The sequence below is a fragment of the Pseudomonas sp. S2_A05 genome (assembly GCF_054668485.1).
Genome location: NZ_CP162775.1, coordinates 1,493,172 through 1,517,011, shown reverse-complemented (window position 1 = coordinate 1,517,011; position 23,840 = coordinate 1,493,172). Strand labels below are relative to the sequence as shown.

General features: G+C 58.7%; 24 protein-coding genes, 3 tRNA genes and 2 pseudogenes. 20 read left to right on the top strand and 9 right to left on the bottom strand.

All coding sequences use genetic code 11. The features are described from left to right. The first annotated feature begins 26 nt into the window (after positions 1-26). Genes AB4O12_RS06935 through AB4O12_RS06925 form a run of 3 tightly spaced genes read left to right on the top strand, consistent with a single transcriptional unit; the run spans position 27 to position 1,341 of the window. On the top strand, positions 27-614 hold the full coding sequence (locus AB4O12_RS06935; RefSeq protein ID WP_460061006.1) for a hypothetical protein: 588 nt from the start codon (positions 27-29) through the stop codon (positions 612-614). Between the two features lie 14 nt (positions 615-628). Beyond that, entirely contained in the window at positions 629-1,165 is a 537-nt protein-coding gene (locus tag AB4O12_RS06930) for a hypothetical protein (protein WP_460061004.1), read from the top strand. After that, positions 1,162-1,341 (top strand): hypothetical protein, encoded by a 180-nt coding sequence (locus AB4O12_RS06925; RefSeq protein ID WP_150635505.1) that lies wholly within the window; start codon positions 1,162-1,164, stop codon positions 1,339-1,341. The genes AB4O12_RS06930 and AB4O12_RS06925 overlap by 4 nt, the downstream gene beginning before the upstream one ends. Positions 1,342-1,365: 24 nt before the next feature. On the opposite strand, the gene AB4O12_RS06920 is transcribed toward AB4O12_RS06925, so the two are convergent. Further along, the gene (locus tag AB4O12_RS06920; protein ID WP_460061001.1) at positions 1,366-1,662 is read right to left on the bottom strand and encodes a hypothetical protein; all 297 of its coding nucleotides are present in this window, start codon (positions 1,660-1,662) and stop codon (positions 1,366-1,368) included. A gap of 168 nt (positions 1,663-1,830) precedes the next feature. Here AB4O12_RS06920 and AB4O12_RS06915 point away from each other — a divergent pair, with 168 nt between their 5' ends. The 7 genes and pseudogenes from AB4O12_RS06915 (at position 1,831) to AB4O12_RS06885 (ending at position 5,391) form a co-directional block, all read left to right on the top strand. Then, complete coding sequence (locus AB4O12_RS06915; protein ID WP_460060999.1) at positions 1,831-2,685, top strand: hypothetical protein; 855 nt, start codon at positions 1,831-1,833, stop codon at positions 2,683-2,685. Between the two features lie 81 nt (positions 2,686-2,766). After that, the gene (locus AB4O12_RS06910; RefSeq protein ID WP_460060997.1) at positions 2,767-2,958 is read left to right on the top strand and encodes a hypothetical protein; all 192 of its coding nucleotides are present in this window, start codon (positions 2,767-2,769) and stop codon (positions 2,956-2,958) included. A gap of 49 nt (positions 2,959-3,007) precedes the next feature. Then, positions 3,008-3,343: a hypothetical protein gene (locus tag AB4O12_RS06905; protein WP_460060995.1), complete on the top strand. Its 336-nt coding sequence runs from the start codon at positions 3,008-3,010 to the stop codon at positions 3,341-3,343. Continuing rightward, complete coding sequence (locus AB4O12_RS06900) at positions 3,340-3,681, top strand: hypothetical protein (RefSeq protein WP_460060993.1); 342 nt, start codon at positions 3,340-3,342, stop codon at positions 3,679-3,681. The genes AB4O12_RS06905 and AB4O12_RS06900 overlap by 4 nt, the downstream gene beginning before the upstream one ends. 51 nt (positions 3,682-3,732) lie before the next feature. Continuing rightward, on the top strand, positions 3,733-4,116 hold the full coding sequence (locus tag AB4O12_RS06895) for a hypothetical protein (RefSeq protein ID WP_460060990.1): 384 nt from the start codon (positions 3,733-3,735) through the stop codon (positions 4,114-4,116). Between the two features lie 36 nt (positions 4,117-4,152). Next, on the top strand, positions 4,153-4,359 hold the full coding sequence (locus AB4O12_RS06890) for a DUF4224 domain-containing protein (protein WP_056785291.1): 207 nt from the start codon (positions 4,153-4,155) through the stop codon (positions 4,357-4,359). Between the two features lies 1 nt (position 4,360). Beyond that, positions 4,361-5,391: pseudogene (locus AB4O12_RS06885) on the top strand (site-specific integrase). Between the two features lie 82 nt (positions 5,392-5,473). Here the strand turns inward: AB4O12_RS06885 and AB4O12_RS06880 are convergent. After that, positions 5,474-5,560: transfer RNA gene (locus AB4O12_RS06880), tRNA-Leu, on the bottom strand. A gap of 490 nt (positions 5,561-6,050) precedes the next feature. Here AB4O12_RS06880 and AB4O12_RS06875 point away from each other — a divergent pair. Next, positions 6,051-6,533, top strand: a complete 483-nt coding sequence (locus tag AB4O12_RS06875) for a GAF domain-containing protein (RefSeq protein WP_460062411.1) — start codon at positions 6,051-6,053, stop codon at positions 6,531-6,533. Between the two features lie 137 nt (positions 6,534-6,670). On the opposite strand, the gene AB4O12_RS06870 is transcribed toward AB4O12_RS06875, so the two are convergent. From AB4O12_RS06870 to AB4O12_RS06845, 6 genes and pseudogenes are all read right to left on the bottom strand, one after another. Continuing rightward, positions 6,671-6,744 (bottom strand) — tRNA-Cys (locus tag AB4O12_RS06870). 46 nt (positions 6,745-6,790) lie between these two features. Next, a tRNA-Gly gene (locus AB4O12_RS06865) sits at positions 6,791-6,866 on the bottom strand. A 60-nt stretch (positions 6,867-6,926) separates the two neighbouring features. Further along, positions 6,927-7,487, bottom strand: coding sequence for a CDP-diacylglycerol--glycerol-3-phosphate 3-phosphatidyltransferase (gene pgsA / locus AB4O12_RS06860; protein ID WP_056785283.1), 561 nt, complete (start codon positions 7,485-7,487; stop codon positions 6,927-6,929). Positions 7,488-7,519: 32 nt separating this feature from the next. Continuing rightward, positions 7,520-9,343 (bottom strand): annotated as a pseudogene (uvrC, locus tag AB4O12_RS06855) (excinuclease ABC subunit UvrC). Between the two features lie 2 nt (positions 9,344-9,345). Beyond that, positions 9,346-9,987, bottom strand: coding sequence for a response regulator transcription factor GacA (gene gacA, locus AB4O12_RS06850; protein WP_024012761.1), 642 nt, complete (start codon positions 9,985-9,987; stop codon positions 9,346-9,348). A gap of 127 nt (positions 9,988-10,114) precedes the next feature. Continuing rightward, complete coding sequence (locus AB4O12_RS06845) at positions 10,115-10,558, bottom strand: GNAT family N-acetyltransferase (protein ID WP_056785278.1); 444 nt, start codon at positions 10,556-10,558, stop codon at positions 10,115-10,117. Positions 10,559-11,163: 605 nt separating this feature from the next. On the opposite strand from AB4O12_RS06845, the gene AB4O12_RS06840 reads away from it, so the two are divergent. Next, positions 11,164-12,237: a 3-deoxy-7-phosphoheptulonate synthase gene (locus AB4O12_RS06840; RefSeq protein WP_460060986.1), complete on the top strand. Its 1,074-nt coding sequence runs from the start codon at positions 11,164-11,166 to the stop codon at positions 12,235-12,237. Positions 12,238-12,291: 54 nt separating this feature from the next. Here AB4O12_RS06840 and AB4O12_RS06835 read toward each other — a convergent pair whose 3' ends face one another. Continuing rightward, positions 12,292-13,371: a hypothetical protein gene (locus AB4O12_RS06835; protein WP_460060984.1), complete on the bottom strand. Its 1,080-nt coding sequence runs from the start codon at positions 13,369-13,371 to the stop codon at positions 12,292-12,294. 334 nt (positions 13,372-13,705) lie between these two features. Between AB4O12_RS06835 and AB4O12_RS06830 the strand changes: the two genes are divergently transcribed. The 8 genes from AB4O12_RS06830 (at position 13,706) to AB4O12_RS06795 (ending at position 23,833) form a co-directional block, all read left to right on the top strand. Further along, positions 13,706-14,575 carry an esterase/lipase family protein gene (locus AB4O12_RS06830; RefSeq protein ID WP_460062407.1) on the top strand — a complete coding sequence of 290 codons (870 nt, stop codon included), beginning with the start codon at positions 13,706-13,708 and terminating at the stop codon, positions 14,573-14,575. Positions 14,576-14,671: 96 nt separating this feature from the next. Beyond that, complete coding sequence (locus AB4O12_RS06825; RefSeq protein WP_236168984.1) at positions 14,672-14,953, top strand: peptidylprolyl isomerase; 282 nt, start codon at positions 14,672-14,674, stop codon at positions 14,951-14,953. Between the two features lie 154 nt (positions 14,954-15,107). Beyond that, the gene (locus AB4O12_RS06820; protein ID WP_460060982.1) at positions 15,108-16,952 is read left to right on the top strand and encodes an extracellular solute-binding protein; all 1,845 of its coding nucleotides are present in this window, start codon (positions 15,108-15,110) and stop codon (positions 16,950-16,952) included. After that, positions 16,952-18,013: a microcin C ABC transporter permease YejB gene (locus tag AB4O12_RS06815; RefSeq protein WP_150635513.1), complete on the top strand. Its 1,062-nt coding sequence runs from the start codon at positions 16,952-16,954 to the stop codon at positions 18,011-18,013. The genes AB4O12_RS06820 and AB4O12_RS06815 overlap by 1 nt, the downstream gene beginning before the upstream one ends. Then, positions 18,013-19,035: an ABC transporter permease gene (locus tag AB4O12_RS06810; RefSeq protein WP_041478730.1), complete on the top strand. Its 1,023-nt coding sequence runs from the start codon at positions 18,013-18,015 to the stop codon at positions 19,033-19,035. Before AB4O12_RS06815 ends, AB4O12_RS06810 begins: the two co-directional genes overlap by 1 nt. A 9-nt stretch (positions 19,036-19,044) precedes the next feature. Continuing rightward, positions 19,045-20,619: an ABC transporter ATP-binding protein gene (locus AB4O12_RS06805; RefSeq protein ID WP_460060979.1), complete on the top strand. Its 1,575-nt coding sequence runs from the start codon at positions 19,045-19,047 to the stop codon at positions 20,617-20,619. Between the two features lie 132 nt (positions 20,620-20,751). Beyond that, complete coding sequence (locus AB4O12_RS06800) at positions 20,752-22,167, top strand: sigma-54 interaction domain-containing protein (RefSeq protein ID WP_460060976.1); 1,416 nt, start codon at positions 20,752-20,754, stop codon at positions 22,165-22,167. A gap of 274 nt (positions 22,168-22,441) precedes the next feature. Continuing rightward, complete coding sequence (locus AB4O12_RS06795) at positions 22,442-23,833, top strand: GntP family permease (protein WP_016774505.1); 1,392 nt, start codon at positions 22,442-22,444, stop codon at positions 23,831-23,833. The last annotated feature ends 7 nt before the right edge of the window (positions 23,834-23,840 follow it).

The window sequence follows — 23,840 nt, the reverse complement described above, 5'->3', positions numbered from 1 at the left end:
CTTATGATATACGGAGTGATGCCATTTTGCCCGAGAGAATCTGGAAGCTAATTTCTAATGCGCTCGCGCGCCCGGCCATCGCCGACTGGCTAATCGTCCGCGCCAAGCTAACCCGGTACCAGCACATCATGTCCGCCGACGGCACCCAGATGTACATGGGCCGGTGGTGGCTGTTCAACCCGTACAGCCGGCAGACGCACAAGCCGGCGCTGTGGTGGTGCCCGCGGTCGTTCCGCATCCACCACATCATGCGGCCGGACGAAGATCGGGATCTGCATGACCACCCATGGAACGCCCGCACGATCATCCTGCGCGGCTGGTACACGGAGCAGCGGCCCGCCGGCGCTGAATGGAAGAAAGCTGTACTGGCCGGAATGGTCTCGAAGCCTGCGCAGAAATGGGTTGATTGGGTGATGAACGATGCCTGCGAGTGGATCAAACGAGACCAGGGCGACACCGCCAGCCTCAACCACGGCGAATACCACCGCATCGCCCAGGTATCACCCGGCGGCGTCATCACCCTCTTCATCACCAGCAAGTGGCGCGGTGACTGGGGATTCCTCGTAAACGGCGTGAAGGTGCCTTGGCGCACCTACACCGGTACCGACAATTGAAAGGGGCATTCGAAGTGAGCGAACTCAAAGTGATCTACCTCGGCCCGGCCTGCCAAGAGCAGGGAGACGGCCGCGAGTGGTGCCAGGATGACGTTTGGCAGCCATGCGAATGCGGTCACACGTCAGTGAAATTCGTCGCCAGCACTGAGCTCGACCGGGTCACCGCCGAGCGTGACGCCCTGCAACAGCGCCTGAACGCAGCGGATCAGCGGATTGATGACTTCGCCGGCGGCGAATGCGAATGGAGTCGCGAAGACGACAGCGGCATCTGGAACAGTGGCTGCGGTGAGACTTGGTCATTCCACGAGGACGGGCCGGAGGAAAACGGCATGCACTTCTGCCATTCATGCGGCAAGCACCTGGTGGTGGAGGTGGTTGAACAGGAACAGGATGACGACTGGCATATGAACCCGTGCAAGCAAGGTCACCGCGATGTCGGCGCGGCCGGCGGTGTGGCGGCGTGCAACCAGTGCGACGAGAAGATTGAAGCTGCCACCACGCAAGAAGCCTTCGAGCGCTGGAACGCGAGCCACCCGGCACCGCAGGAATGAAGCGCTTCATCCGCCGCAAGTTCGAAGCCTGGCTGATCCTGCTGGCAGCGAAGATCCTGATGGACCGCAACGTTCAGCGCTCCCCGGTCGTCTCCCGCCGCGACAACAGCGACATGTGGGCCATGGCGGAAAAGCTCGAAGCCATCGTCACGCGCATCAGAAAGAAATACCAGTAACTCCCTCCCCTTCAAAGTCAGCCGCTATTTCGAGGACGCTGACTTAGGACTCGCACTTCCAGCAGCAGCCAACTGACGAGCTCGGCTTACGCCCCAAGCCATAGCTCTGGTCATTGATTCACCCGGACTTGGGTCAACGGTTTCTTCATGCAACGCCATGCCACCGGAAGCATAAACACCGATGAACATTTGAGTTTCGCCGGTACGAGATAGCCTGACCTGCACGTCGATGTGAGTTCCATTACTGAGAGTTTCATCATGTGTTCGGTTGTGGATCTCGGGATCTGCCCAAGCCCAGAAAATGTCGCCGCGAAGCCTCATACCGCCCTCCTGCCTGTTCCTTGATAGGGGCTTAAAACCCCTCCAAAGATAGACCTGATCGAACGAAGCGCAACGGCGCCGAAGCGGTTACGGACGGCTGGTTTCAATACCTCTACAGCTCCAATTCCCTTGTACATATTTTAGCCGCTATAGCGGCAAGGAACCGGCATGCCCAGGAAAAACCACCTCATAGTCGACTCCGGCTGCACGCAGGACAACGAGTACTGGTCGGCATCGGCCTGTGGCCTGAATGAAGAATCCGAAGTCGAGTGGGACGGTACCCACAACCGCGAATTTGTCAGCTGCAAGCGGTGCCAGGCGAAAATGGCCAAGCCGCGTCCGGCGCCGGAGCCATTCCATAAAGAGCGGCCCATTCTTTTCAACGGTGCAATGGTCCGCGCCATTCTGTCCGGCCAAAAGACGGTCACTCGCCGCCCGATCAAAGGGAATCAGATCCCGAGCCGCAGCAAATCTGACTCACCGGAACATCAGTGGATTGCCGTTGTTCAAGACCATCCGCGGTGGGGATTCGCCGCGTTTGGCGCGACTGAGCAGGAATGCGCGGCCGAACTCGCCATGTACGGCGGATGCCCATATGGCCGGCGCGGTGATCGGCTGTGGGTGCGCGAGACCTGGGTGGCGGACGCACAGGTTGATGCGGTAGCGCCGCGAGACCTGAGCCAAGGCGAGCCGATCCAGTACCCGGCAAATGGGGCGGTCCGGCAGACCGGATGCTCGATGATCACGCCGGGGAAAAGCCGCCCCTCTATACACATGCCGCGCTGGGCCTGCCGCATCCTGCTGGAGATCACCGACGTGCGCGTCGAACGCTTGCAGGACATCACGTACGAACAGGCCGCAGCCGAGGGGGTGCATCGCGGGCCGCTCCGCGAATGGTGCGCGAGCGACGAAGGCGGAGCCTGCCATAAATACCCAATACCAGCATTCCGCGACCTTTGGCTATCCACCGGCGGCGACTGGGACGCCAACCCCAGGTCTGGGTCGTCGAGTTCAAACGGGTGACGCCATGATCACCAAGTGCTTACTCGGCTGCACCCTCTTCTTCTGGCTTCCATTGGTACTGACCATAAAGGCGGTGATCTCGTGAGCGATCCAAAACCGAAACCTTGTCCTGAATGCGGCGACGATGATCTGGAGATCGACAGCGCCGCTAATGCCGCGAGCTGGGTTGAATGCCGCGGCTGTGAATTCAAGCTCCAGCACGCCTGCTCCGAAGAAGCGGTGGTCCGCCGCTGGAACAAGCTTGAACGCAAAGCCAAGCAGGTGACGGCATGATCGCCCTCGCCTGGTTCGCCTACGTGTACTGCTACAAGGGGCCGCGGTGATGACCGAACAAAACACCAAAGAATTTTACTCGGCCGATCAGGCTGCTCAGCATGCCGCCGACTGGTGCAAGCGCAACCCAGCATGGCGCCGGATCTGTGATATCCCGGATACCTCCGTGTTCGAAAAAACCTACGATGAGATTCCAAAACGCGAGCGCGCCTACTGGGACAAGAACGGCGGCGAAGAATGCTGGCGAGAATTCGGCACCGGAGGAACCAAGGTGCCAACTGGTTTCATCTCCGGAAAGGGTGAGTTTTTCGACCATGTGCTCAAGGTGCCGCTCCATCACAACCTGATGACGGTTTATCGCGTTGGCAGGCGCTGGAAGCCATGAGCTTGCCCCCGCTGATCAGTAGCCAGCGATATCTGAATCCCGATGTCATCAACAGAAAGGCGGCCAAGTTCAAGGTCTTCGTAGTCAGGACGGCGAACATGGAGATTCGCGGCAAGCACTATCGCGTTCTACTGGATGGTCACCATAACCTAGCGGCCGCCCGCCTCGTCGGCGCAGAGCCAACCTGGAAGGGGCCGGCGCCGAAGTTTGAACGGATCATGAGGAGCATGTCGGCTGACCGTTTCGCCGCTTTCATGATCAACAACCTGACCGACAGCGACTGGTATTTCCACGATACCGGCGAAGTGGTCGCCGACCTGCTCGCGCCACAACTCTAAACCCTCCCCCAACTCAACAGCCTGCCGGTGTACGGCGGGCGAGGAATTCGTATGCCTGAACTCAAGTGTGAATATGGCCACACCATGCGGGTCGGCACCGATGAATGGATCGACCAGCTTTCGCTGGATCAGCTTCGTTACGCCCGCCAGCAGATGGCCGACAAGATCGACAAGGCAGAGCACGGTCCGCGCCGGACGGTCTGGCTGGTCGATGACGGCATCACGATTGATGGCTTCTACCGCGAGGAGGCGTTCGCCGATGCCGCCGACCACCTGCTGCGGATCTACAAAGATGTGTTCGTGAGAGAGGCAAAGGATTTCGGCGGTGGTGCTGGATCAGTCCACGAATTCAAGCAATCCATCCCGCACATCGAACCGCGGCGAGTAACTCAGTTCGAGTACGACACCGAGTGGTTCCCAGCCAACCCCGAATAACCACCTTCTGCCGCCACGCGCGGCATGGAGCATCAAATGACCATCCAGTTTTTATCTCACGAGGAGGTTTGCGAGCTCACCGGCGCGCGGACCAAGGCAGGTCAGATCCTCAACCTGAAAAAGAATGGTGTTCGCCATACGATTAAAGTGAACGGCTGGCCGAGTGTCACCGCGATGGCGGTCACGGCCGTCGGCGCATTTGAATCGGAAAAGCCCGTATGGAAATCACGTAAGGCCAGCTGACATGGGAAGACGACCAAGTAAACCCGGCTCGATCGCCAGGCTGCGGGAGCGCAAGAAAGCCAGCGGACGGGTGTTCTACTACTACGACACGGGCGGCAAAGACCGAAAGGAAATTCCACTGGGCAGCGACTACGGCTTGGCGATCATGGAGTACGCGAAGCTTGAGCGTGATCGCACCGCAACCGATCTGGTCGCCAAGGTCATCACGTTCCGCTACGTCGCCGAAAAATACATGGTCGACGTCGTCCCTACCAAAGGCACGGCGACCCAGGCTGACAACAAGCGCGAGCTGAAGAATCTGATCGCTTTCTTCGACGACCCGCCAGCGCCGCTGGAAACGATCGAGCCGTTGCACGTACGCCAGTACCTGACATGGCGCAAGGCCGCGCCGGTGCGCGCGAACCGCGAGAAGGCACTGCTCAGCGCCATCTGGAATTACGCCAGGGATAAAGGCTACACCTCCCTAGCCAACCCATGCGCCGGCATCAAGGGAAACAAGGAAACCGGGCGGGACACGTATGTCGAGGATGCGCTGTTCAAACGCGTGCACGACAAGGCAGATGTGGGCCTGCAAGACGCAATGGACCTCGCCTATCTGACCGGGCAACGGGTTACCGATACCCGGCTGATGGACGAGCGCGACGTGCGCGACGGGCAGATTTGGATTCTGCAGGGCAAAACAAAAGCGAAGCGTCGGATCGAGATAACTGGGGAGCTGAAGGTTTTGATTGATCGAATCATGTCCCGGAAGTCAGAACACAAGGTCCGCTCGACGCGGCTGATCGTTACGGAGGACGGCACACCGATGACGGTGGCGATGTTGCGCAGGAGATTCGACTTGGCGAGGAGGCGGCCGGCGTGCCGAAAGCGGAGTTTCAGATGCGCGACTTGCGCGCCAAGGCGGGTACCGATAAGGCTGAATCCAGTGGCGATATCTTGCAAGCCCGAGATCAACTTGGGCATACGACGGTGGTTATGACCGAGCAGTACATCCGCAATCGAAAGGGCAAAAAGGTCATGCCTACCAAGTGAATTGCGGACCAACTCCAAAATAGCGGACCAGAAACAAACAAGGGCTTGCATCAGCTTTCGCCCGCAAACCCTTGATTTAAGATGGTGCCCGAAGCCGGAATCGAACCGGCACGCCCTTACGAGCGGGGGATTTTAAGTCCCATGCGTCTACCAGTTTCGCCATTCGGGCGGTAGCGCGGTATTGCTCTGCTCAGCCTTGCGGTTGGATCCTGACAGGATGACCGCTTGAAAAGCCGAGCGGGGAATATATACATCACGTCCCGGTGAAGCAAGTTTGGAGTGCGCGATTTGAGAACTAAATATCGCTGACCGCAGAAAATCAAAAATCCTCAGAAATCAGGGAGCTACGGAGTTTGCTTGAAGTAGAGGCCGAGGTAACTGGCAAATCGCAGCAACCAGACTGGAAATTGTGGCGATAAACTCAAAAGATTCAGATGCTCACCATCACCTTGGCTGCACGGGTGACAGATGTTTCATCGATTGAGATTATGAGCAGGCAACCCAAGTCTGGACGGGATGTCTACGCTAAAGGTTGGCGCCGAAATCAATAATCAAAGGGTATCAGCACGCCCCCCTTCAACCACGATCACGCCTCACAGAACGTCACCAGAGCAGAGCTCAGGGATGTACAAGCAATCAGGAGATTTGATTCCATGCAAATGAGTGACACCGTTCTAAAAGCGTCTTTAAGCCAAGAGGAGCGCTCGGCGATCGCCGAGATCGAAGCGACCACCAATATCCTGCAACTTGTCACCCGCCTGACCGGTACACGCTTTGCCGGAATCGCAAAATTCACGGAAACGGAATGGATCGTCTGTTCGGCATACGATCCGATTGAACTGGGAATAAACGTAGGCGATACGCTGGATCTGGAAACTACGCTCTGCAGTGAGTTTCGACGAAATCCTCAAGCCCTCTTCCTTCCACAAATCAGCAAGGATGGACGACTGTCGTCACGTCCTGTGGTGAAGCAGTATTCAATTGAAAGCTACGCAGGCGCGCCTGTTTTCCTGCCGGACGGAAGACTCTGGGGTGCCCTATGTGCTTTGGATTCAAGGGCCGTTCTGTTTGATAACCCGGATCTTGCGGACACACTGACGTTATTCGCACGCCTTATTGGCTGCATCTTTTCTCGAATCTGACGGTGGAAGGTGCCAGCCATATCAAGACCGGGGCGTGTCTGACTGAGTGACCCTACTCAAACGATGCGGAACACCACACTTTTCCCACAAGCAACAAAAAACCCCGTAGATCATTGATCTACGGGGTTTTTTGATAGTGGAGGCCGAGGTCGGAATCGAACCGGCGTAGGTGGATTTGCAATCCACTGCATAACCATTTTGCTACTCGGCCTCAAAGTATTTGCTGTCAGTAGCGCAACAACAAACACTGTACAAATTGGAGCGGGAAACGAGACTCGAACTCGCGACCCCGACCTTGGCAAGGTCGTGCTCTACCAACTGAGCTATTCCCGCTTGGTGTGGCGCATTCTATAGAATTAAGAAGCCCCGTCAACCCCTTGATTCAAAAAACTTTTATTTCTTTTCTACATCAGTCTTCAGGTGCGGCCAGGCGGCGCGAAGGTATTGAACCATCGACCACAGGGTCAGCCCTGCCGAGACGATCAGCAGCGTATAACCGAGCACGACCCAGAAGCTCAATGCCTTTGGATGAGCCAGCAGAATCACCAACGCGAGCATTTGCGCCGCTGTTTTCCATTTGCCGAGATTGGAAACGGCCACCTGTGCCCGGGCGCCGAGTTCGGCCATCCATTCGCGCAGCGCCGAAATCACGATCTCGCGACCGATGATGACTGCTGCGGGCAGCGTAAGCCAGAGATTGCCGTGCTCCTGCACCAGCAAGACCAGGGCAACAGCGACCATCAGCTTGTCGGCGACCGGATCGAGGAAGGCCCCGAACGGTGTGCTTTGCTCCAGTCGGCGCGCCAGATAACCATCGAGCCAGTCCGTTGCGGCCGCGAAGGCGAACACCGAAGCGGAGGCCATGTAACTCCATTCGTAGGGCAGATAGAACAGCAAAATAAAGATCGGGATGAGCAGGACGCGTAGAACGGTAATCAGATTAGGGATATTCATCGGCACAACTGGCTACGAGGTGAAGGGGCATTCTACTCACTATGCAGGTTCGCATAAATCGACTCAGCGAGCTTTTTACTGATCCCCGGGGCTTTGGCGATCTCTTCGATGCTTGCACGAGACAGCTCCTGCAATCCACCAAAATGTTTCAACAGGTCACGGCGGCGCGTCGGCCCTACCCCTGCGACACCCTCAAGCGTCGAGGTTCGGCGGGTCTTGCCGCGACGGGCGCGATGCCCGTAATTGCAAAGCGGTGTGCCTCATCGCGGATCTGCTGAATCAGGTGCAACGCGGGCGAATCGCCGCGCAAGGTGAACTCGTGCGCTGCATCATTCAGATACAACGTTTCGAAACCGGCCTTGCGCGTGGCGCCTTTGGCGACACCCAGCAGGATCAGATCCGGTACGGCCAGTTCGTTGAGCACATCGCGGGCCATCGACAATTGGCCCTTGCCACCGTCGACCAGCAGGATGTCCGGCAACTTGCCCTCTCCGTCCTTGAGTTTGCTGAACCGGCGGGTCAGCGCACTGGTGCATGGCCGCATAATCGTCGCCGGCAGTGACGCCTTCGATGTTGTAGCGGCGATAATCCGACTTGATCGCGCCTTCCGGCCCGAACACCACGCAGGAGGCAACCGTCGCTTCGCCGCTGGAATGACTGATGTCGTAGCATTCCAAACGTTGCGGCGGCTCATCCAGATTCAGCACTTCGGCCAGCGCGTCGAATCGCGCGGCGGTGTGCTGACGGTTGGCCAGACGCGCGCCCAAGGCTTGCTCAGCGTTGGTCACTGCCAGTTGCTGCCAGCGCGCACGGGTACCGCGCACCCGGTGACTGATGGCCAATTCGCGGCCGCGCAAGGTATGAATCCCTTCGATCAGCGCTGGAAAATCTTCGTGAACCACATTCACGATCAACTCGCTCGGCAAATCGCGCTCGGGGCTGCTGATGTAGTACTGGCCGAGAAACGCCGCCATGACTTCGGAAACGTCTTCCTCGATGCCGACCTGCGGAAAAAAATTCTTGCTGCCCAGCACTCGGCCGCCGCGCACGCTGATCAGGTGAACACAGGCGCCGCCGGGGTTGACGAATGCGGCAATAACGTCGATATCGCCGGTTCCGCCTTCCATGCTCTGCTGGTCCTGTACCCGGCGCAGCAACCCGATCTGGTCGCGCAATTCGGCCGCGCGCTCGAACTCGAGATTTATCGCTGCCTCTTCCATCGCGGTGGACAGCTCGTTGGTCAGCGCATGGCTGCGACCTTCGAGGAACATCACCGAGTGGCGCACGTCTTCGGCGTAGACGTCAGGCTCGACCAACCCCACGCACGGCGCCTTGCAGCGTTTGATCTGGTATTGCAGGCACGGACGGGTGCGGTTCCTGTAATAGCTGTCTTCGCACTGGCGAACGAAAAAGGTTTTTTGCAGGATGCTCAGGCTTTCGCGTATGGCACCGGCACTCGGATATGGGCCGAAATACTTGCCCTTGGCCTTTTTTGCTCCGCGATGAATGCTCAAACGCGGAAACTGCCCGTCGGAGAGAAACACGTACGGATAGGATTTATCGTCGCGCAGCAGGATGTTGTACGGCGGGCGCCACTCCTTGATCAGCGTCTGTTCCAGCAGCAGCGCTTCGGTTTCGTTGGCGGTGATGGTCGTCTCGACCTGAGCGATACGGCCGACCAGTGCGGCCGTCTTCGGCGCCAGCCCGGTCTTGCGAAAGTAGCTCGCCAGACGTTTCTTCAGGTTTTTCGCTTTGCCGACATAGAGCAGGCGCGCTTCGCTGTCGAACATGCGATAGACGCCGGGCCGACCGCTGACGGTCGACAGGAAAGCACTGGAATCAAATTTCTCGGTCATGGTCAGGCGCTGGCATCCACCATGCCGTGACGCACCGCGAGCAGTGTCAACTCGACGTCGCTGCTGATCGAAAGCTTCTCGAAAATGCGATAGCGGTAGGTATTCACGGTTTTCGGCGACAGGCACAACTTGTCGGAAATGATCTGGACCTTCTGGCAACCGACAATCATCAACGCAATCTGGATTTCCCGCTCGGACAACGCATCGAACGGCGAATCATTGGTGGGCTGGAATGATTTGATTGCCAACTGCTGAGCGATCTGCGGACTGATGTAACGCTGCCCGGCGAAGACCAGACGAATGGCCTGAACCATTTCCGGCAGACCCGCGCCCTTGGTCAGGTAACCAGCCGCCCCGGCCTGCAGCAAACGCGTCGGGAAAGGGTCTTCCTCGCACACCGTAACGGCAACCACCTTGATGTCCGGGTGGCTGCGCAGCAGCTTCCGCGTGGCTTCGAGGCCGCCAATGCCGGGCATCTTGACGTCCATGAGCACTACGTCAGGCTTCAATTCACGGGCCTTGATCAGGGACTCTTCACCTGACTCGGCCTGACCCACCACCTGCAGGCCATCGATATCGGCCAGCATTCGTGTAATGCCTGTGCGAACGAGATCATGGTCGTCGACCACTAGCACCCTAATCAAGCAGACACCTCGCGATATGGTCTTATTGGGATGCCGGACACCTTAGCAAAAAGTGCCAGACAGACCTAGCGGAAAGCCGCATTTAAAAAGTTTCAATTCATCATTCAGGGCTTGCCGGCTGTGGGTTTCAGAGCACAGCTGTACTCAAATCGAGCTGCATCCTGAGGAAACACTCATCCCTGCCCACGATGCGCAGTCCTTTGCGTGCATACAGTTCTTGCGCCCGGTTATTGTCAAACACTGTCAGTCGCAGTGCCGGTCGTCTTGCCTGACGAGCCATTTCGGTAACTTGACCAATGGCCCAGGAACCGGCGCCCTGCCCTTGCCAGAGATGATCAATCTGCAATTCGCGTATGTACAGCGCCCGCGCATCCTGGCTCAGACTGAAAAAACCGATCGCCAGTTCATCCTGGAGGATCATCCAGTTGTCACGATACTGCCAGCCTGCGTCGAACGCCTCGTCCTGCCACAACAGGTCGTGGTCAATGTAATAGCGCAGCATGTTGCGACAGGTCAGATCCCGCGCAAGAGCAAGATCATCACGGGTGGCATGCCGGATTCGATAACTCATTCAGCTTTCTCCATGACTGCAAAGTTGCCCTTCACCCGCATGGTTTGCCAGTGATAGGCGTTTCGAGCGGCGGGCAATAGCATTTTCTGATTGCTGATGCGTATCAGCGTCGAGTAAGCTCGGCGCATTCAACGGAGACAGCACATGTTCAACACCCTTCCACAGTCTTGCACCACCAGCGCCCTGCGCTCGGTTGCGGCTGCCCGGGTGAATCACACTTGCGCTCCTGACAATTTTTATTTTGGGTATTGGTTTAGCCACTGGCGCGCCTGATACCCAAACGGCGCCCATGATAACGGGTCGCCTACCAGAGATTTCTCAACCCCCGGTCGGCCTCCCGACCGGGGGTTTTGTTTTTTCAGGCCCATCACTTTCAGCGACACACCACATTTCGAGGATTACACCATGAACTACGCCACTTATTACCGTTACGACAGCTTTAGCGCCTGGCGATTTACCAGCCTCCGCTCGAGACAGCCTGCCGCCTCCGATCGGTCACCCACAGGTGGCAAACACACATGCCTAGCCAGTACGGCCATTTGTCGAACACCCCAGTAGGGCCGATTACGCGGGAAAGACCCGCCATCCGCCCAGGAAGACCGAACATGAACTCTTCAGTTTCCGCTTTGCCGCTGTCCACAATCGATTCTGCCAACGAAGCGCTGACCCTGCGTCTGCCCAGCTCGTTGCAGCTCAAACAGCAATTGCCGCTCAGCCATTCCCTGCATCAACAGGTCAACACTCATCGCCTGGCGGTGCGCGCCATCCTTAACGGTGAAGACCCACGCCTGCTGGTCATCGTTGGCCCCTGCTCTCTCCATGACCCGCAATCAGCGATTGAGTACGCCAGCAAACTCGCTCGTCTGGCCGAAGATGTCAGCAGTGAAATGCTGCTGGTCATGCGCGCCTACGTTGAAAAGCCGCGGACGACGGTCGGCTGGAAAGGTCTGGCCTACGATCCGCATCTGGACGGCACTGACGACATGGCTACCGGCCTGACGCTGTCGCGCGAACTGATGCTGGAAATGATCCAGCTCGGACTACCGGTCGCTACCGAACTCCTGCAACCCATGGCCGCCGGCTACTTTGATGACCTGCTGAGCTGGGTGGCCATTGGAGCCCGCACCACCGAGTCGCAGATCCACCGCGAAATGGCCAGTGGCTTGAACATGCCCGTGGGCTTCAAGAACGGCACCGACGGCGGCGCCGCCATTGCTGTCGACGCCATGCGCTCGGCAGCCCATGCGCATCGGCACTTCGGCGTGGACAGCCAAGGGCATCCAGCGATCGTGCAGACAGCCGGCAACGCTGACACCCACATTGTGCTGCGCGGTGGCCATCAAGGGCCGAACTACGATGCAAGCAGCGTAGCCAACATCAGCGCCGAGCTCAGCCGACTGAAGATCCCCAACCGGATCATGGTCGATTGCAGCCATGCCAACAGCGGCAAGGATCCCCTGCGCCAGCCAGCCGTCTTCAACGAGGTGCTTGAACAACGCCTGCGTGGCAACCACTCGCTGATCGGCGCGATGCTGGAATCTCATCTGTTCGAAGGCTGCCAGCCGCTGAGCACCTCTCTACGCTACGGCGTATCGATAACTGATGGCTGCCTCGGCTTTGACGCAACGGAACAGTTGCTGACCGACGCCGCACGGCGCCTCGCTAACGCCAGGGCCTGATCGCAGATCGCCCTCCCGTTCCATACGAAGCGCGGAGGGCTGACCTTCCCCAGGTTATGCCACTATGCTGATCCGCCTCACGGCAGATTGCTGACTGGTATCGTCCAGACGTTCGATGGTGTAGGCAATCTCCACCGTCGTGCCGTGGTGCTCGCGCCAGAACCGATGGGGAACAATGAAACTCACCGGTTGCCCGGCCGCCTCCCGAGTGATTTCAAGATCATCGCGATGACTGAAAAAATCACCATCGCACTTGAGATAGACCAACTCGTCTTCCTGCACCAGCGGGTCTTCAATCAGAATGGAAACCCCCTCTATCGAGTCCTTCACCGACAGCACATCATCGATCGCCCCAACAATATCCGGCGCGGCCAGTTCAGCACGCACTGCCGGCCCAATGAAAACCGTCGCAGGCTCCGAGGTTCGAATGGCTCCACAGCATTGTTCAACACGGTAGGCGACCACCACCTCGCCACCACGATGCGCTTCGACGTAGCTGCCCGGCACCCAGAACGACAGGCTTTGCGCGACGGCGCAGGCCTCGACCTTCAACGAGTCGGTGAATATTTCGGGCGAAGCATCTCCATGCCACGACAGCATGATCCTGTCGCCCGCTGACATCCGAGCGTAAGGCTGCAGGGTCACCAGGGTGCCTTCGACCACTCGCGACGGCTCCAGCGCTCCGTTTACCGAGCCTTCTATTTGCGGCGCCAACAGATGCGGTCCAACGTCCCCGACAGACAGTTGCAGGCGAGCAGATTCCACTGCCTTGGGCGCGGACGCACTTTGCAGTGTCCAGTAAACCTCCAGCGAGCCCCCGTCCAGCGCAGCGACATGCATCGCCTTGATGACGAAGATGACGTCTTTGCCAACCTGGACCTGGCTGATGAATCGAACACTCTCGTATTGATAGGCAAAGCCTTCGATATCCAGCCCCTCCCAAGACAGCACGATCTGATCGCCGCAGCTCATGTTGGCATAAGGGGAAATGCGAACGATGGCCTTGGCCAGCGAAGGATCCAACACGCTCCCTTGGAGCCCGTCAATCGTTGGCGCGACCAGAGGTTCCATAGACACTTCGGCATCCATCGGCTGGCGCATCCGCCAGCAAAACTCGATTTCATGGCTATTCATTTTCGCTTCCACTCCCTGGAAAACGTGCCGCCCCGAATGACGACACTGACATCTACATTGAGGACCTCTTTGAACATTCCGGATGTCAGCCGAATCCACCGCGACAACGGCGTAACCGCTACTCGCAAAGTAGGCAACAGCAGAGGTCACGCGGTTATGCCGACAAACGACCCACTGAACTTCCGATTCGGATTTCACAGCTCTCCGAAATTTCGTACGCCTCGTAGTCCATTTTCAAACGCAATGTGAAGCCTCTTCGTACTTCTTCAACGGGATGAGTGTTTTAGAGTGGCCCGGTGATTTCCCGATGAACTTCTACGAAAAAGGTAAGAACATGCAACGGAATGCTACAACTCGTTATCCCATCCTGTTGGTCCACGGTCTGTTCGGGTTCGAGCATATCGGTCATTTCGAGCTGTTCCATGACGTCAAGTCCGCGCTGAAAACAGCCGGATGTCGATTGTTTGTTCCACACCTTTCGGCCACCCACGACAATGAAATGAGGGGCGAGCAACTGCTGTCACAGATTGCTTGCGTGCTGCGAGGCACAGGCGCGAAGAAAGTCAACCTCATAGGACACAGTCAGGGCGCACTCGCTGCGCGCTATGCCGCGGCGCTTGCACCAGACGTCGTCGCTTCGGTCACCTCCGTCAGTGGCCCGAACCACGGCTCGGAGCTCGCCGACTTCCTGCGCAGGGCACTGATTCCGGGCAAGCTTCCCGAAGCCGTCGCACAGAACGTGGCGACACAATTTGCCGACTTGCTGTCACTCCTGAGCGGCAGCGTGACATTGCCGCAGAATGCGTTAGCCGCACTCAACGCATTGACCACGGTCGGCGTCGGTCAATTCAATGACAAATTTCCCCAGGGACTGCCGCAAACCTGGGGCGGGCATGGTCCTGAGCAAGTCAACGGCGTGCGCTACTACTCGTGGAGCGGGGTTGTTGCGCAATCCACGTTGCCAGTGCTGGATCCGGTTCAAGCAACCTGCCGGGTCCTGTCGCAATATTTCACCACCGAACCCCAGCAGAATGATGGTTTCGTCGGACGCTTCAGTAGCCATCTCGGCCAAGTGATCCGTTCCGATTACCCAATGGATCATTTGGCCAGCCTGCGGCGGAGCGCGGGCACAAAAGCGCCCTCGCCGGATCCGATCGACCTGTACGTCGAACATGCCCAGCGTCTGCAAGCGGCGGATCTATGAATCGGGCAAGGAACGCAGAATGGAACTTTGCCGAGAATTCGCCGACTGATTCCGGTACGCTCCACCTTTTATTGAAACAGTTCGGAGAATTCCCCCATGGCCAAAGCCACTGCCCGCCACATCCTGGTTTCCAGCGAAGACAAGTGCAACGAACTCAAGGCTCAGATCGAAGCCGGCGCCGATTTCGCTGAAGTCGCCAAAGCCAACTCCACCTGCCCGTCCAGCCGTCAGGGCGGCGATCTGGGCTCGTTCGGTCCAGGCCAGATGGTCAAGGAATTCGACACCGTGGTATTCAGCGCGCCAATCAACGCCGTGCAAGGCCCGGTGAAGACCCAGTTCGGTTATCACCTGTTGGAAGTCACCAGCCGTCAGGACTGATTCGTCGTCCGATTGCTGACAACGGCCCGCCTTCTGGTGGGCCGTTGTGTTTCAGTTACATATACGGCTGGCGAGTGGCGCGCGGGTCGCGTACAACTTGCGCTTATCGATTTTGCGTTCCAAGGCTGACGATGCGACTGGTTTTCCCACACTGATGCTCACCGCCCTCGCCTTTCTCATTGGCGCCGCTGGCGTGAACGCTGCCCCGCAACACGCACTGACCGTTTACGGCGAACCGGCCAAATACCCCGCCGGTTTCAGCCATTTCGACTACACCAATCCGCAAGCGCCGAAGGGCGGGACGATGCGGCGCTCGGCCATCGAGATCGGCCACTTCGACCATTTGCTGCCTTATATAGACAAAGGCATCGGCGTGACGCAGATCGACGGCCTGCTGTACTCGCCGCTGGCCCAACGCTCGCTGGACGAGCCTTACACCGTCTATGGTCTGGTTGCGCAGAAGATGGAACGTTCGGACGACGGTCTTTCGCTACGTTTCTTCATCAACCCGAAGGCGCGCTTTGCCGATGGCAAACCGATCACTGCCGAAGACGTTCGCTACACCTACAACCTGCTGATGACCCAAGGCAGCCTGCGTTATCGCACCCAATTCGCCGACGTCAAAGGCGTCGAAATCGAGGCACCGCTGACCGTGCGCTTCGACTTCAAAAGCAACGAAAACCGAACTTTGCCGCTGGACATCGCGACCTTGCCGGTATTCCCCGAACACTGGTGGAAGAGCCGTGATTTCGCCAGCGGCGGTGGTTATGAACCGCCGCTGGGCAGTGGGCCGTACCGGGTTGGCAAGGTCGACTCCGGGCGCAGTATCACGTTCGAACGCAATGGCGACTGGTGGGGCAAGGACCTGCCGGTCAGCCGCGGCCTGTACAACTTCGACCATTTCAGCATCGAGTACTTCGGCGACACCGATGTCGCCCGCCAGGTGCTGCGTGGTGGCGCCTATGACTACAACCGCGAGTTTTCCGCGACCGGCTACTCGATCGGCTACGACAGCCCTGCCCTCAGCGATGGCCGTTTGCAGAAGGCCCACCTCGCCACTGAAGCGCCGCAATCGGCCCAGGGTTTCGTGTTCAACCTGCAAAAGCCGATGTTCCAGGACCGCCGCGTGCGCCAGGCACTGGCGATGCTCTGGGATTTCGAATGGAGCAACCGGCAGATGATGCGTAACGTCTATATCCGCCAGCAGAGTTACTTCTCCAACACCCATCTCGCCGCCCGGCAGTTGCCCGATGCGCAGGAGTTGAAAATCCTTGAACCGCTGCGCGGTCAGGTGCCTGAGGAAGTGTTCAGCACAGTCTTCGAAGCACCGAAGACCGATGGCAGCGGCATCATCCGTGACAAGCAGTTGCAAGCCCTGGAACTGCTCGAGCAGGCCGGCTGGAAACCGGATGGCGACCAGTTGGTCAACAGCGCCGGCGAACCGCTGAGCTTCACTTTTCTGGTCAGCCAGAATGGAATGGACCGCCTGCTGTTGCCTTACAAGCGCACGCTGAAACAGATCGGCATCGAGCTCAATATTCGCCGCATCGACGCCTCGCAATACGTCAATCGCCTGATGAGTCGCGACTACGACATGATCGTCACCGGCTACCCCGTTACTACTTCTCCGGGCGGCGAGTTGCTCAACTACTTCGGCTCGGCAGCGGCCAACGATCCGGGCGCGAACAATTACATGGTGCTGAAAAATCCGGCAGTCGACACTTTGATCAACGGCCTGATCCGCGCCTCGACCCAATCAGACATGCTGCATTACGCCCATGCGCTGGACCGGGTGCTGCAATGGAACTACTACTGGATTCCCAATTACTACCCGCCAGGCACCTCGACCGTCTGGTGGAACCGCTTCGGCATTCCCACGGTGCAGGCGAGCAATGACGAAGCCATCGAGAGCTGGTGGGAAATCAGCCGCACGCCACTGACCAATCAACAGATGACCGCTGAGAAAATCAGTCGCGGCAGACCCGGAGGACCGCACTGATGTGGGGTTACATACTGCGGCGCCTGCTGCTGATCATTCCGACGCTGGTGATCATCCTGCTGGTCAATTTCGTGATCATTCAGGCCGCGCCCGGCGGACCGGTGGAACAAGCCATCGCCCACCTGCAAGGCATTGGCGGTGCCAGTGTCGGCGGCGGTGCCAGCGAGACCTCGAGCTCTGCCTCGCGCGCCAGCCGTGGCCTTGATCCGCAGCTGATCAAGGACATCGAAAAGCAGTACGGCTTCGACAAACCGGCCCACGAGCGTCTGTGGCTGATGCTGAAGAATTACGCGCAACTGGACTTCGGCAAGAGCTTCTTCCGTGGCGCGACAGTCACCGACCTGATTCTGGAAAAGATTCCGGTGACCATTTCGCTCGGGCTGTGGGCGACGCTGATCACCTATCTCGTGTCGATCCCGCTGGGCATCCGCAAGGCTGTGCACCACGGCAGCCATTTCGATATCTGGAGCAGCACGGCGATCATCATCGGTTACGCCATGCCGGCGTTTCTGTTCGCGATGTTCCTGATCGTCGTATTCGCCGGCGGCACTTCGCTGAACTGGTTTCCGGTGCGCGGGCTGGTGTCGGACAACTTCGAATCGCTGTCGACACTGGGCAAGATTGCCGATTACTTCTGGCATCTGGTGCTGCCGGTCACGGCGCTGGTGATCGGTGGATTCGCGACGCTGACGATCCTTACAAAAAACTCGTTCCTCAATGAAATCACCCGACAGTACGTAGTGACGGCCCGCGCCAAAGGCTTGAGCGAACGCCGCGTGCTGTACGGACACGTGTTTCGCAACGCCATGCTGTTGGTGGTCTCGGGGATACCTCAGGCGTTCATCAGTGTGTTCTTCGCCGGCTCGCTGCTGATCGAAGTGATCTTCTCCCTCGATGGCCTTGGGCGCATGAGTTACGAAGCAGCGGTATCGCGGGATTATCCAGTGGTGTTCGGTTCACTGTTCATCTTCACCCTGTTCGGCCTGCTGATAAAACTGATCGGCGACCTGTGCTACACCCTGGTCGACCCGCGTATCGACTTCGCCGCGAGGAATGCCTGATGTTCAAGCTCTCGCCTTTGGGTCGTCGCCGTTTCGAACGTTTCAAGAAAAACCGTCGTGGCTGGTGGTCGCTGTGGCTGTTCATCGGCCTGTTCATCCTGACGCTGGGTGGCGAGTTGATCGCCAACGACAAACCGTTGATGGTCAGTTATCAGGGCCAGTGGTACTTCCCGGTGTTCAAGCGCCATACCGAACAGGAGTTCGGCGGGCAACTGCCGTTTCAGGCCGATTATCGCAGCGAGTACGTGCAGAATCTGATACGCAAGGACGGTGGCTGGTTGCTGTTCCCGCCGATTCCGTTCAGCGACGACACCCCCAACTATGACCTGAACAAACCGGCGCCAAGTCCCCCGACTTCGGTGAACTGGCTGGGCACCGACGATCAGGCACGCGATGTGCTGGCGCGGGTCATCTTTGGCGCTCGGGTGTCGATTCTGTTTGCCTTGATGCTGACATTTGTCAGTGCGCTGATCGGTATCGCCGCCGGCGCGTTGCAGGGGTATTACGGTGGCTGGGTCGACCTGCTTGGACAACGCGTGCTGGAAGTCTGGTCGGGGCTGCCGGTGTTGTATCTGCTGATCATCCTCTCCGGTTTCGTCGAGCCGAATTTCTGGTGGCTGCTGGGGATCATGGCGCTGTTTTCCTGGTTGGCGCTGGTGGACGTGGTGCGCGCCGAGTTCCTGCGCGGACGCAATCTGGAATACGTCAAAGCCGCACGTGCCCTGGGCCTGACTGACCGCAAGGTGATCTTCCGGCACATTCTGCCCAACGCAATGAACGCGACGCTGAGCTACCTGCCGTTCATTCTGACTGGTGCCATTTCAACGCTGACCGCGCTGGATTTCCTCGGCTTTGGCATGCCGGCCGGCAGTGCCTCGCTGGGCGAACTGATCGGTCAGGGCAAGCAGAACCTGCAAGCGCCATGGCTCGGATTGACCGCGTTCTTTACCCTGGCGCTGATCCTCTCCTTGCTGGTATTCATCGGCGAAGCGTTACGTGACGCTTTTGACCCTCGATCCTGAAGCGCGACCATGACTGAAAACCTGATTGAAATCCGCAACCTCAATGTCGCCTTCCATGGCCAGAAGGCGGTGCGCGACCTGTGCCTGGATATCCGCCCCGGTGAGTGCCTGGCTCTGGTCGGCGAATCGGGCTCGGGGAAATCGGTGACCGCGCATTCGATCCTGCAACTGCTGCCTGAGAGCGAGGCGCAAACCCGTGGCAGCATCCGCTATCGCGGGCAGGAACTGCTCGGTGCTGATCCGAAGGTCTTGCGAGAACTGCGCGGCAATCGCATCGCGATGATCTTTCAGGAGCCGATGACTTCGCTCAATCCGTTGCACACCATCGAAAAGCAGATCGGCGAAACTCTGTTGCTGCACCGCGGCCTCGGCGGCAAGCAAGCGCAGCAGCGCATTCTCGAATTGCTCGGACTGGTCGGCATTCAAAAGCCCAAGGAACGCCTGAAAGCCTATCCGCATCAACTCTCTGGCGGGCAACGGCAACGGGTGATGATCGCCATGGCCCTGGCCTGCGAACCGGAGTTGTTGATTGCCGACGAGCCGACAACGGCACTGGATGTCACCGTGCAACGCAAGATTCTCTTGCTGCTCAAGTCCCTGCAACAGCGCCTGGGCATGTCGCTGCTGCTGATCAGTCACGATCTCAATCTGGTGCGCAGCATCGCGCAGCGGGTGTGTGTGATGAAGGCTGGCGAGATCGTCGAGCAGGCACCCTGCGAAACCCTGTTCACCGAACCCAAACACCCTTACAGCTGCGTGCTGTTGAACGCTGAGCCGGAAGGTGAAGCCCTGCCCCGTGACGAACGTGAAAATGTGCTGGAAGTCGCTGACCTGCGCGTCGATTTCCAGGTCGGCGGCGGGCTGTTCAGGCGCAAGCAGTATCTGCGCGCAGTCGATGGCATCAGTCTGAATATTCAGCGCGGCAAGACCTTGGGCATTGTTGGCGAATCCGGTTCGGGCAAGTCGACGCTGGGTCAGGCGATCCTGCGCTTGCTGGATTCCGAGGGCAGCATTCGCTTTCAGGGCGAAGCGCTGGACGGCCTCAATCAAAAGCAGCTGCGGCCGTGGCGGCGGCAGATGCAGGTGGTGTTTCAGGACCCGTTTGGCAGCCTGAGCCCGCGCATGTCGGTGGCACAGATCATCAGCGAAGGTCTGGAAGTGCATTGCGAGTCGACCGCTAATGAATGTGATGAGCAAGTGATTCGCGTGCTCAAGGAAGTCGGCCTCGACCCGGAAAGCCGCCATCGCTACCCGCATGAATTTTCCGGCGGCCAACGCCAGCGCATCGCCATCGCCCGGGCCTTGGTGCTGAAACCGGCGCTGATCCTGCTCGATGAACCGACCTCGGCCCTCGACCGCACTGTGCAGAAACAAGTGGTCGCCCTGCTCCGTGATTTGCAGGAAAAATACGGTTTGACCTACCTGTTTATCAGCCATGATCTGGCGGTGGTGCGCGCGTTGGCACACGACATGATCGTGATCAAGGACGGCCAGGTGGTAGAGCGTGGTGCCAGTCACGACGTGTTTGACAACCCGCAACATCCCTACACCAAAGAGCTGTTGGCGGCGGCGCATCCGGGGTAGGTTTTTTTCTGTAAATCCGCGGCGCGGCATTCGCGAGCAGGCTCGCTCCCACATTGGAATGCAGTCCCCTGTGAGAGCGAGCCTGCTCGCGAAGGGACCGGTACCAGCAACAAACAATCAGGATCAGCCTCAATGAACACCACCGAAAGCCTCAAGGACTACCAACGGGTACGCACCCTGGCGATCCGTTCGCTGTTCGAGATCATCGAGCAATCCAGCGAAGGCACGGTGATTGTCGATCGCGATGCGAACATCGTCTGGATGAACGAACGCTATGCCCGGCGCTTTGGTCTCGAATCGGCGGCAGGCGCTATCGGCAAGCCCTGCGAAAGCGTGATCCCCGGCAGCCTGCTGCGCGAGGTGGTGCGCACCGGTCGGCCGATTCTGCTGGACATGCAGGACACGCCAAAGGAGCCGCTGGTGGTGATGCGCCTGCCGATCCACGACGATGCCGGCAGCGTGATCGGCGCCATCGGTTTTGCCCTGTTCGACGAGTTGCGCACGCTGTCGCCGATGCTCAAGCGTTACCTGAGCATGCAGGAGGAACTGGCCTCGACCCGCTCACTGCTGCGTGCGCGGCAGACCAAATACAACTTCGCCCACTTCATCGGTACCAGCGCTGCCAGCCTCGAAGTCAAACGACGTGCGCGACGAAGCGCCAGCGCTGATTCGCCCGTGTTGCTGCTGGGAGAAACCGGCACTGGCAAAGAGTTACTCGCACAAGCCATTCACAGCGCTTCGCCGCGCGCGCACAAAGCCTTCGTCAGTATCAACAGCGCGGCAATTCCAGAGGCGCTGCTGGAAGCCGAATTTTTCGGCACGGCACCCGGCGCCTTCACCGGCGCTGACCGCAAGGGCCGCATCGGTAAATTACAAATCGCTCAGGGTGGCACACTGTTTCTCGACGAGATCGGCGATATGCCGCTACCGCTGCAAAGCAAACTGTTGCGCGTGTTGCAGGAAAAGGAGTTCGAGCCGGTCGGCTCCAATGAAGTGATTCAGAGCGATGTGCGGGTAATCGCCGCGACGTCGACGGATTTGCAGGCAGCGATCAAGCGCGGCGAATTTCGCGCCGATTTGTACTACCGCCTCAATGTGCTGCCGATCCAGGTGCCGCCGCTGCGCGAACGTCTCGATGATCTGCCGGCGCTGAGCGAGGCGATTCTCGAAGAACTGCGCAGCCAGCATGAACTGCACCGCGATGCGCTGGCGCTGTTGGGCCAGCATGCCTGGCCGGGCAACATCCGTGAGTTGCGCAATGTGTTGGAGCGGGCGGCGTTGCTCAGTGATGACCTCATGCTGACCGAGCAGGATATTCGCGGGGCGATTGGCACGTTTACTCCCGTTGCGCGGACGTCCGAGCCGAGCACGCACGCATCGGCTCGGGAGACATTCGCGCAGGCGCGGGCGCGCTTTGATCGGCAGTTGATCGAATCGACCCTGGCGCAATGCGCGGGGAAGGTACCGGAGGCTGCGGTTCGGCTGGGTCTGGGGCGGTCGACGCTGTACAAGAAAATGGCTGCGCTGGGGATTGTCGAGTCTACATAAAGAGATATCGAATCTCTGTATGAAGACAAAACAAAAGCTTCGCGAGCAGGCTCGCTCCCACAGGGGAATGCATGTCATATGTGGGAGCGAGCCTGCTCGCGAAGGCTCCGGCCCATTCAAAGAAAATCTCAACTAAGAGACAAAAACAGCTTCGAGAACTCGACCGAGATCTAATTTCCTTATATTTCAAACAGTTAGAAGATTGGCACAAATCTCGCTAACACCTCTCCACACCCGTTTCACCCACAAAAATAACAATCTGGAGAGACACACCATGAGTGTGATCATTGCCTTGGCAGCCCTGACGCTGCTGATGCTCGCCGCTTACCGTGGCTACAGCGTCATCCTCTTCGCCCCGATCGCCGCCCTCGGTGCGGTGCTGCTCACCGATCCGTCCGCCGTTGCCCCCGCGTTCACCGGGGTGTTCATGGACAAGATGGTCGGTTTCATCAAGCTCTACTTCCCGGTATTCCTGCTCGGCGCGGTGTTCGGCAAGCTCATCGAACTGTCCGGTTTCTCGCGCTCGATCGTCGCCGCTGCGATTCGCCTGCTTGGCACCAAACAAGCGATGCTGGTGATCGTGCTCGTGTGCGCCCTGCTCACTTATGGCGGCGTGTCGTTGTTCGTCGTTGTCTTCGCCGTTTATCCGTTTGCAGCGGAGATGTTCCGCCAGAGCAATATCCCCAAGCGTTTGATTCCGGCGACCATTGCCCTCGGTGCATTCTCGTTCACCATGGACGCCCTGCCCGGCACGCCGCAAATCCAGAACATCATCCCCAGCACCTTCTTCAACACCACCGCATGGGCGGCGCCGTGGCTGGGGGTGATCGGCACGATCTTCGTGTTTTGCGCCGGCATGCTGTTTCTGCAACGCCAACGCAACAAGGCGCAACGTGCCGGCGAAGGTTACGGCACTGAACTGCGCAACGAACCGGAAACCGCCGAAGACCTGAAGCTGCCCAACCCGTGGATTGCCCTGTCGCCATTGCTGGCCGTGGGCATCATGAACCTGCTGTTCACCCAGTGGATTCCGCAGTGGTATGGCAAGACCCACAGCCTCGCACTGCCGGGCATGGCCGCGCCGGTCACTACCGAAATCGCCAAGCTCACGGCGATCTGGGCGGTGCAGGCGGCGTTGCTGGTCGGCATCCTCATGGTGCTGGCGTTCGGCTTTAAGGCGATTAAAAGCAAGCTCGCCGAAGGCAGCAAAAGCGCGGTCAGCGGTGCGTTGCTCGCGGCCATGAATACGGCGTCGGAATACGGCTTTGGTGCGGTAATCGCTTCGCTGCCGGGCTTTCTGGTGCTGGCCGACTGGCTCAAGCAGATTCCCAATCCGTTGGTCAACGAAGCGATCACCGTGACGCTGCTCGCCGGCATCACCGGTTCGGCCTCGGGCGGCATGAGCATTGCGCTGGCGGCGATGTCCGAGCAGTTCATCAGCGCGGCGCACGCGGCGAATATCCCGCTGGAAGTGCTGCACCGCGTGGCCGCGATGGCCAGTGGCGGCATGGACACCCTGCCGCACAACGGCGCGGTGATCACCCTGCTGGCGGTGACCGGATTGACCCACCGCGAAGCCTACAAAGACATTTTCTGTATTACGCTGATCAAGACCCTCGCGGTTTTCGTGGTGATCGGCACTTTCTACGCCACTGGTATTGTGTGAGGTATTC

Coding starts and splice junctions, on each gene's coding strand:
- AB4O12_RS06925 (WP_150635505.1), top strand. CDS start 1,162: ATGAAGCGCTTCATCCGCCGCAAGTTCGAAGCCTGGCTGATCCTGCTG.
- AB4O12_RS06920 (WP_460061001.1), bottom strand. CDS start 1,662: ATGAGGCTTCGCGGCGACATTTTCTGGGCTTGGGCAGATCCCGAGATC.
- AB4O12_RS06915 (WP_460060999.1), top strand. CDS start 1,831: ATGCCCAGGAAAAACCACCTCATAGTCGACTCCGGCTGCACGCAGGAC.
- AB4O12_RS06905 (WP_460060995.1), top strand. CDS start 3,008: ATGACCGAACAAAACACCAAAGAATTTTACTCGGCCGATCAGGCTGCT.
- AB4O12_RS06900 (WP_460060993.1), top strand. CDS start 3,340: ATGAGCTTGCCCCCGCTGATCAGTAGCCAGCGATATCTGAATCCCGAT.
- AB4O12_RS06895 (WP_460060990.1), top strand. CDS start 3,733: ATGCCTGAACTCAAGTGTGAATATGGCCACACCATGCGGGTCGGCACC.
- AB4O12_RS06890 (WP_056785291.1), top strand. CDS start 4,153: ATGACCATCCAGTTTTTATCTCACGAGGAGGTTTGCGAGCTCACCGGC.
- AB4O12_RS06875 (WP_460062411.1), top strand. CDS start 6,051: ATGAGTGACACCGTTCTAAAAGCGTCTTTAAGCCAAGAGGAGCGCTCG.
- pgsA (WP_056785283.1), bottom strand. CDS start 7,487: ATGAATATCCCTAATCTGATTACCGTTCTACGCGTCCTGCTCATCCCG.
- AB4O12_RS06845 (WP_056785278.1), bottom strand. CDS start 10,558: ATGAGTTATCGAATCCGGCATGCCACCCGTGATGATCTTGCTCTTGCG.
- AB4O12_RS06840 (WP_460060986.1), top strand. CDS start 11,164: ATGAACTCTTCAGTTTCCGCTTTGCCGCTGTCCACAATCGATTCTGCC.
- AB4O12_RS06835 (WP_460060984.1), bottom strand. CDS start 13,371: ATGAATAGCCATGAAATCGAGTTTTGCTGGCGGATGCGCCAGCCGATG.
- AB4O12_RS06830 (WP_460062407.1), top strand. CDS start 13,706: ATGCAACGGAATGCTACAACTCGTTATCCCATCCTGTTGGTCCACGGT.
- AB4O12_RS06825 (WP_236168984.1), top strand. CDS start 14,672: ATGGCCAAAGCCACTGCCCGCCACATCCTGGTTTCCAGCGAAGACAAG.
- AB4O12_RS06820 (WP_460060982.1), top strand. CDS start 15,108: ATGCTCACCGCCCTCGCCTTTCTCATTGGCGCCGCTGGCGTGAACGCT.
- AB4O12_RS06815 (WP_150635513.1), top strand. CDS start 16,952: ATGTGGGGTTACATACTGCGGCGCCTGCTGCTGATCATTCCGACGCTG.
- AB4O12_RS06810 (WP_041478730.1), top strand. CDS start 18,013: ATGTTCAAGCTCTCGCCTTTGGGTCGTCGCCGTTTCGAACGTTTCAAG.
- AB4O12_RS06805 (WP_460060979.1), top strand. CDS start 19,045: ATGACTGAAAACCTGATTGAAATCCGCAACCTCAATGTCGCCTTCCAT.
- AB4O12_RS06800 (WP_460060976.1), top strand. CDS start 20,752: ATGAACACCACCGAAAGCCTCAAGGACTACCAACGGGTACGCACCCTG.
- AB4O12_RS06795 (WP_016774505.1), top strand. CDS start 22,442: ATGAGTGTGATCATTGCCTTGGCAGCCCTGACGCTGCTGATGCTCGCC.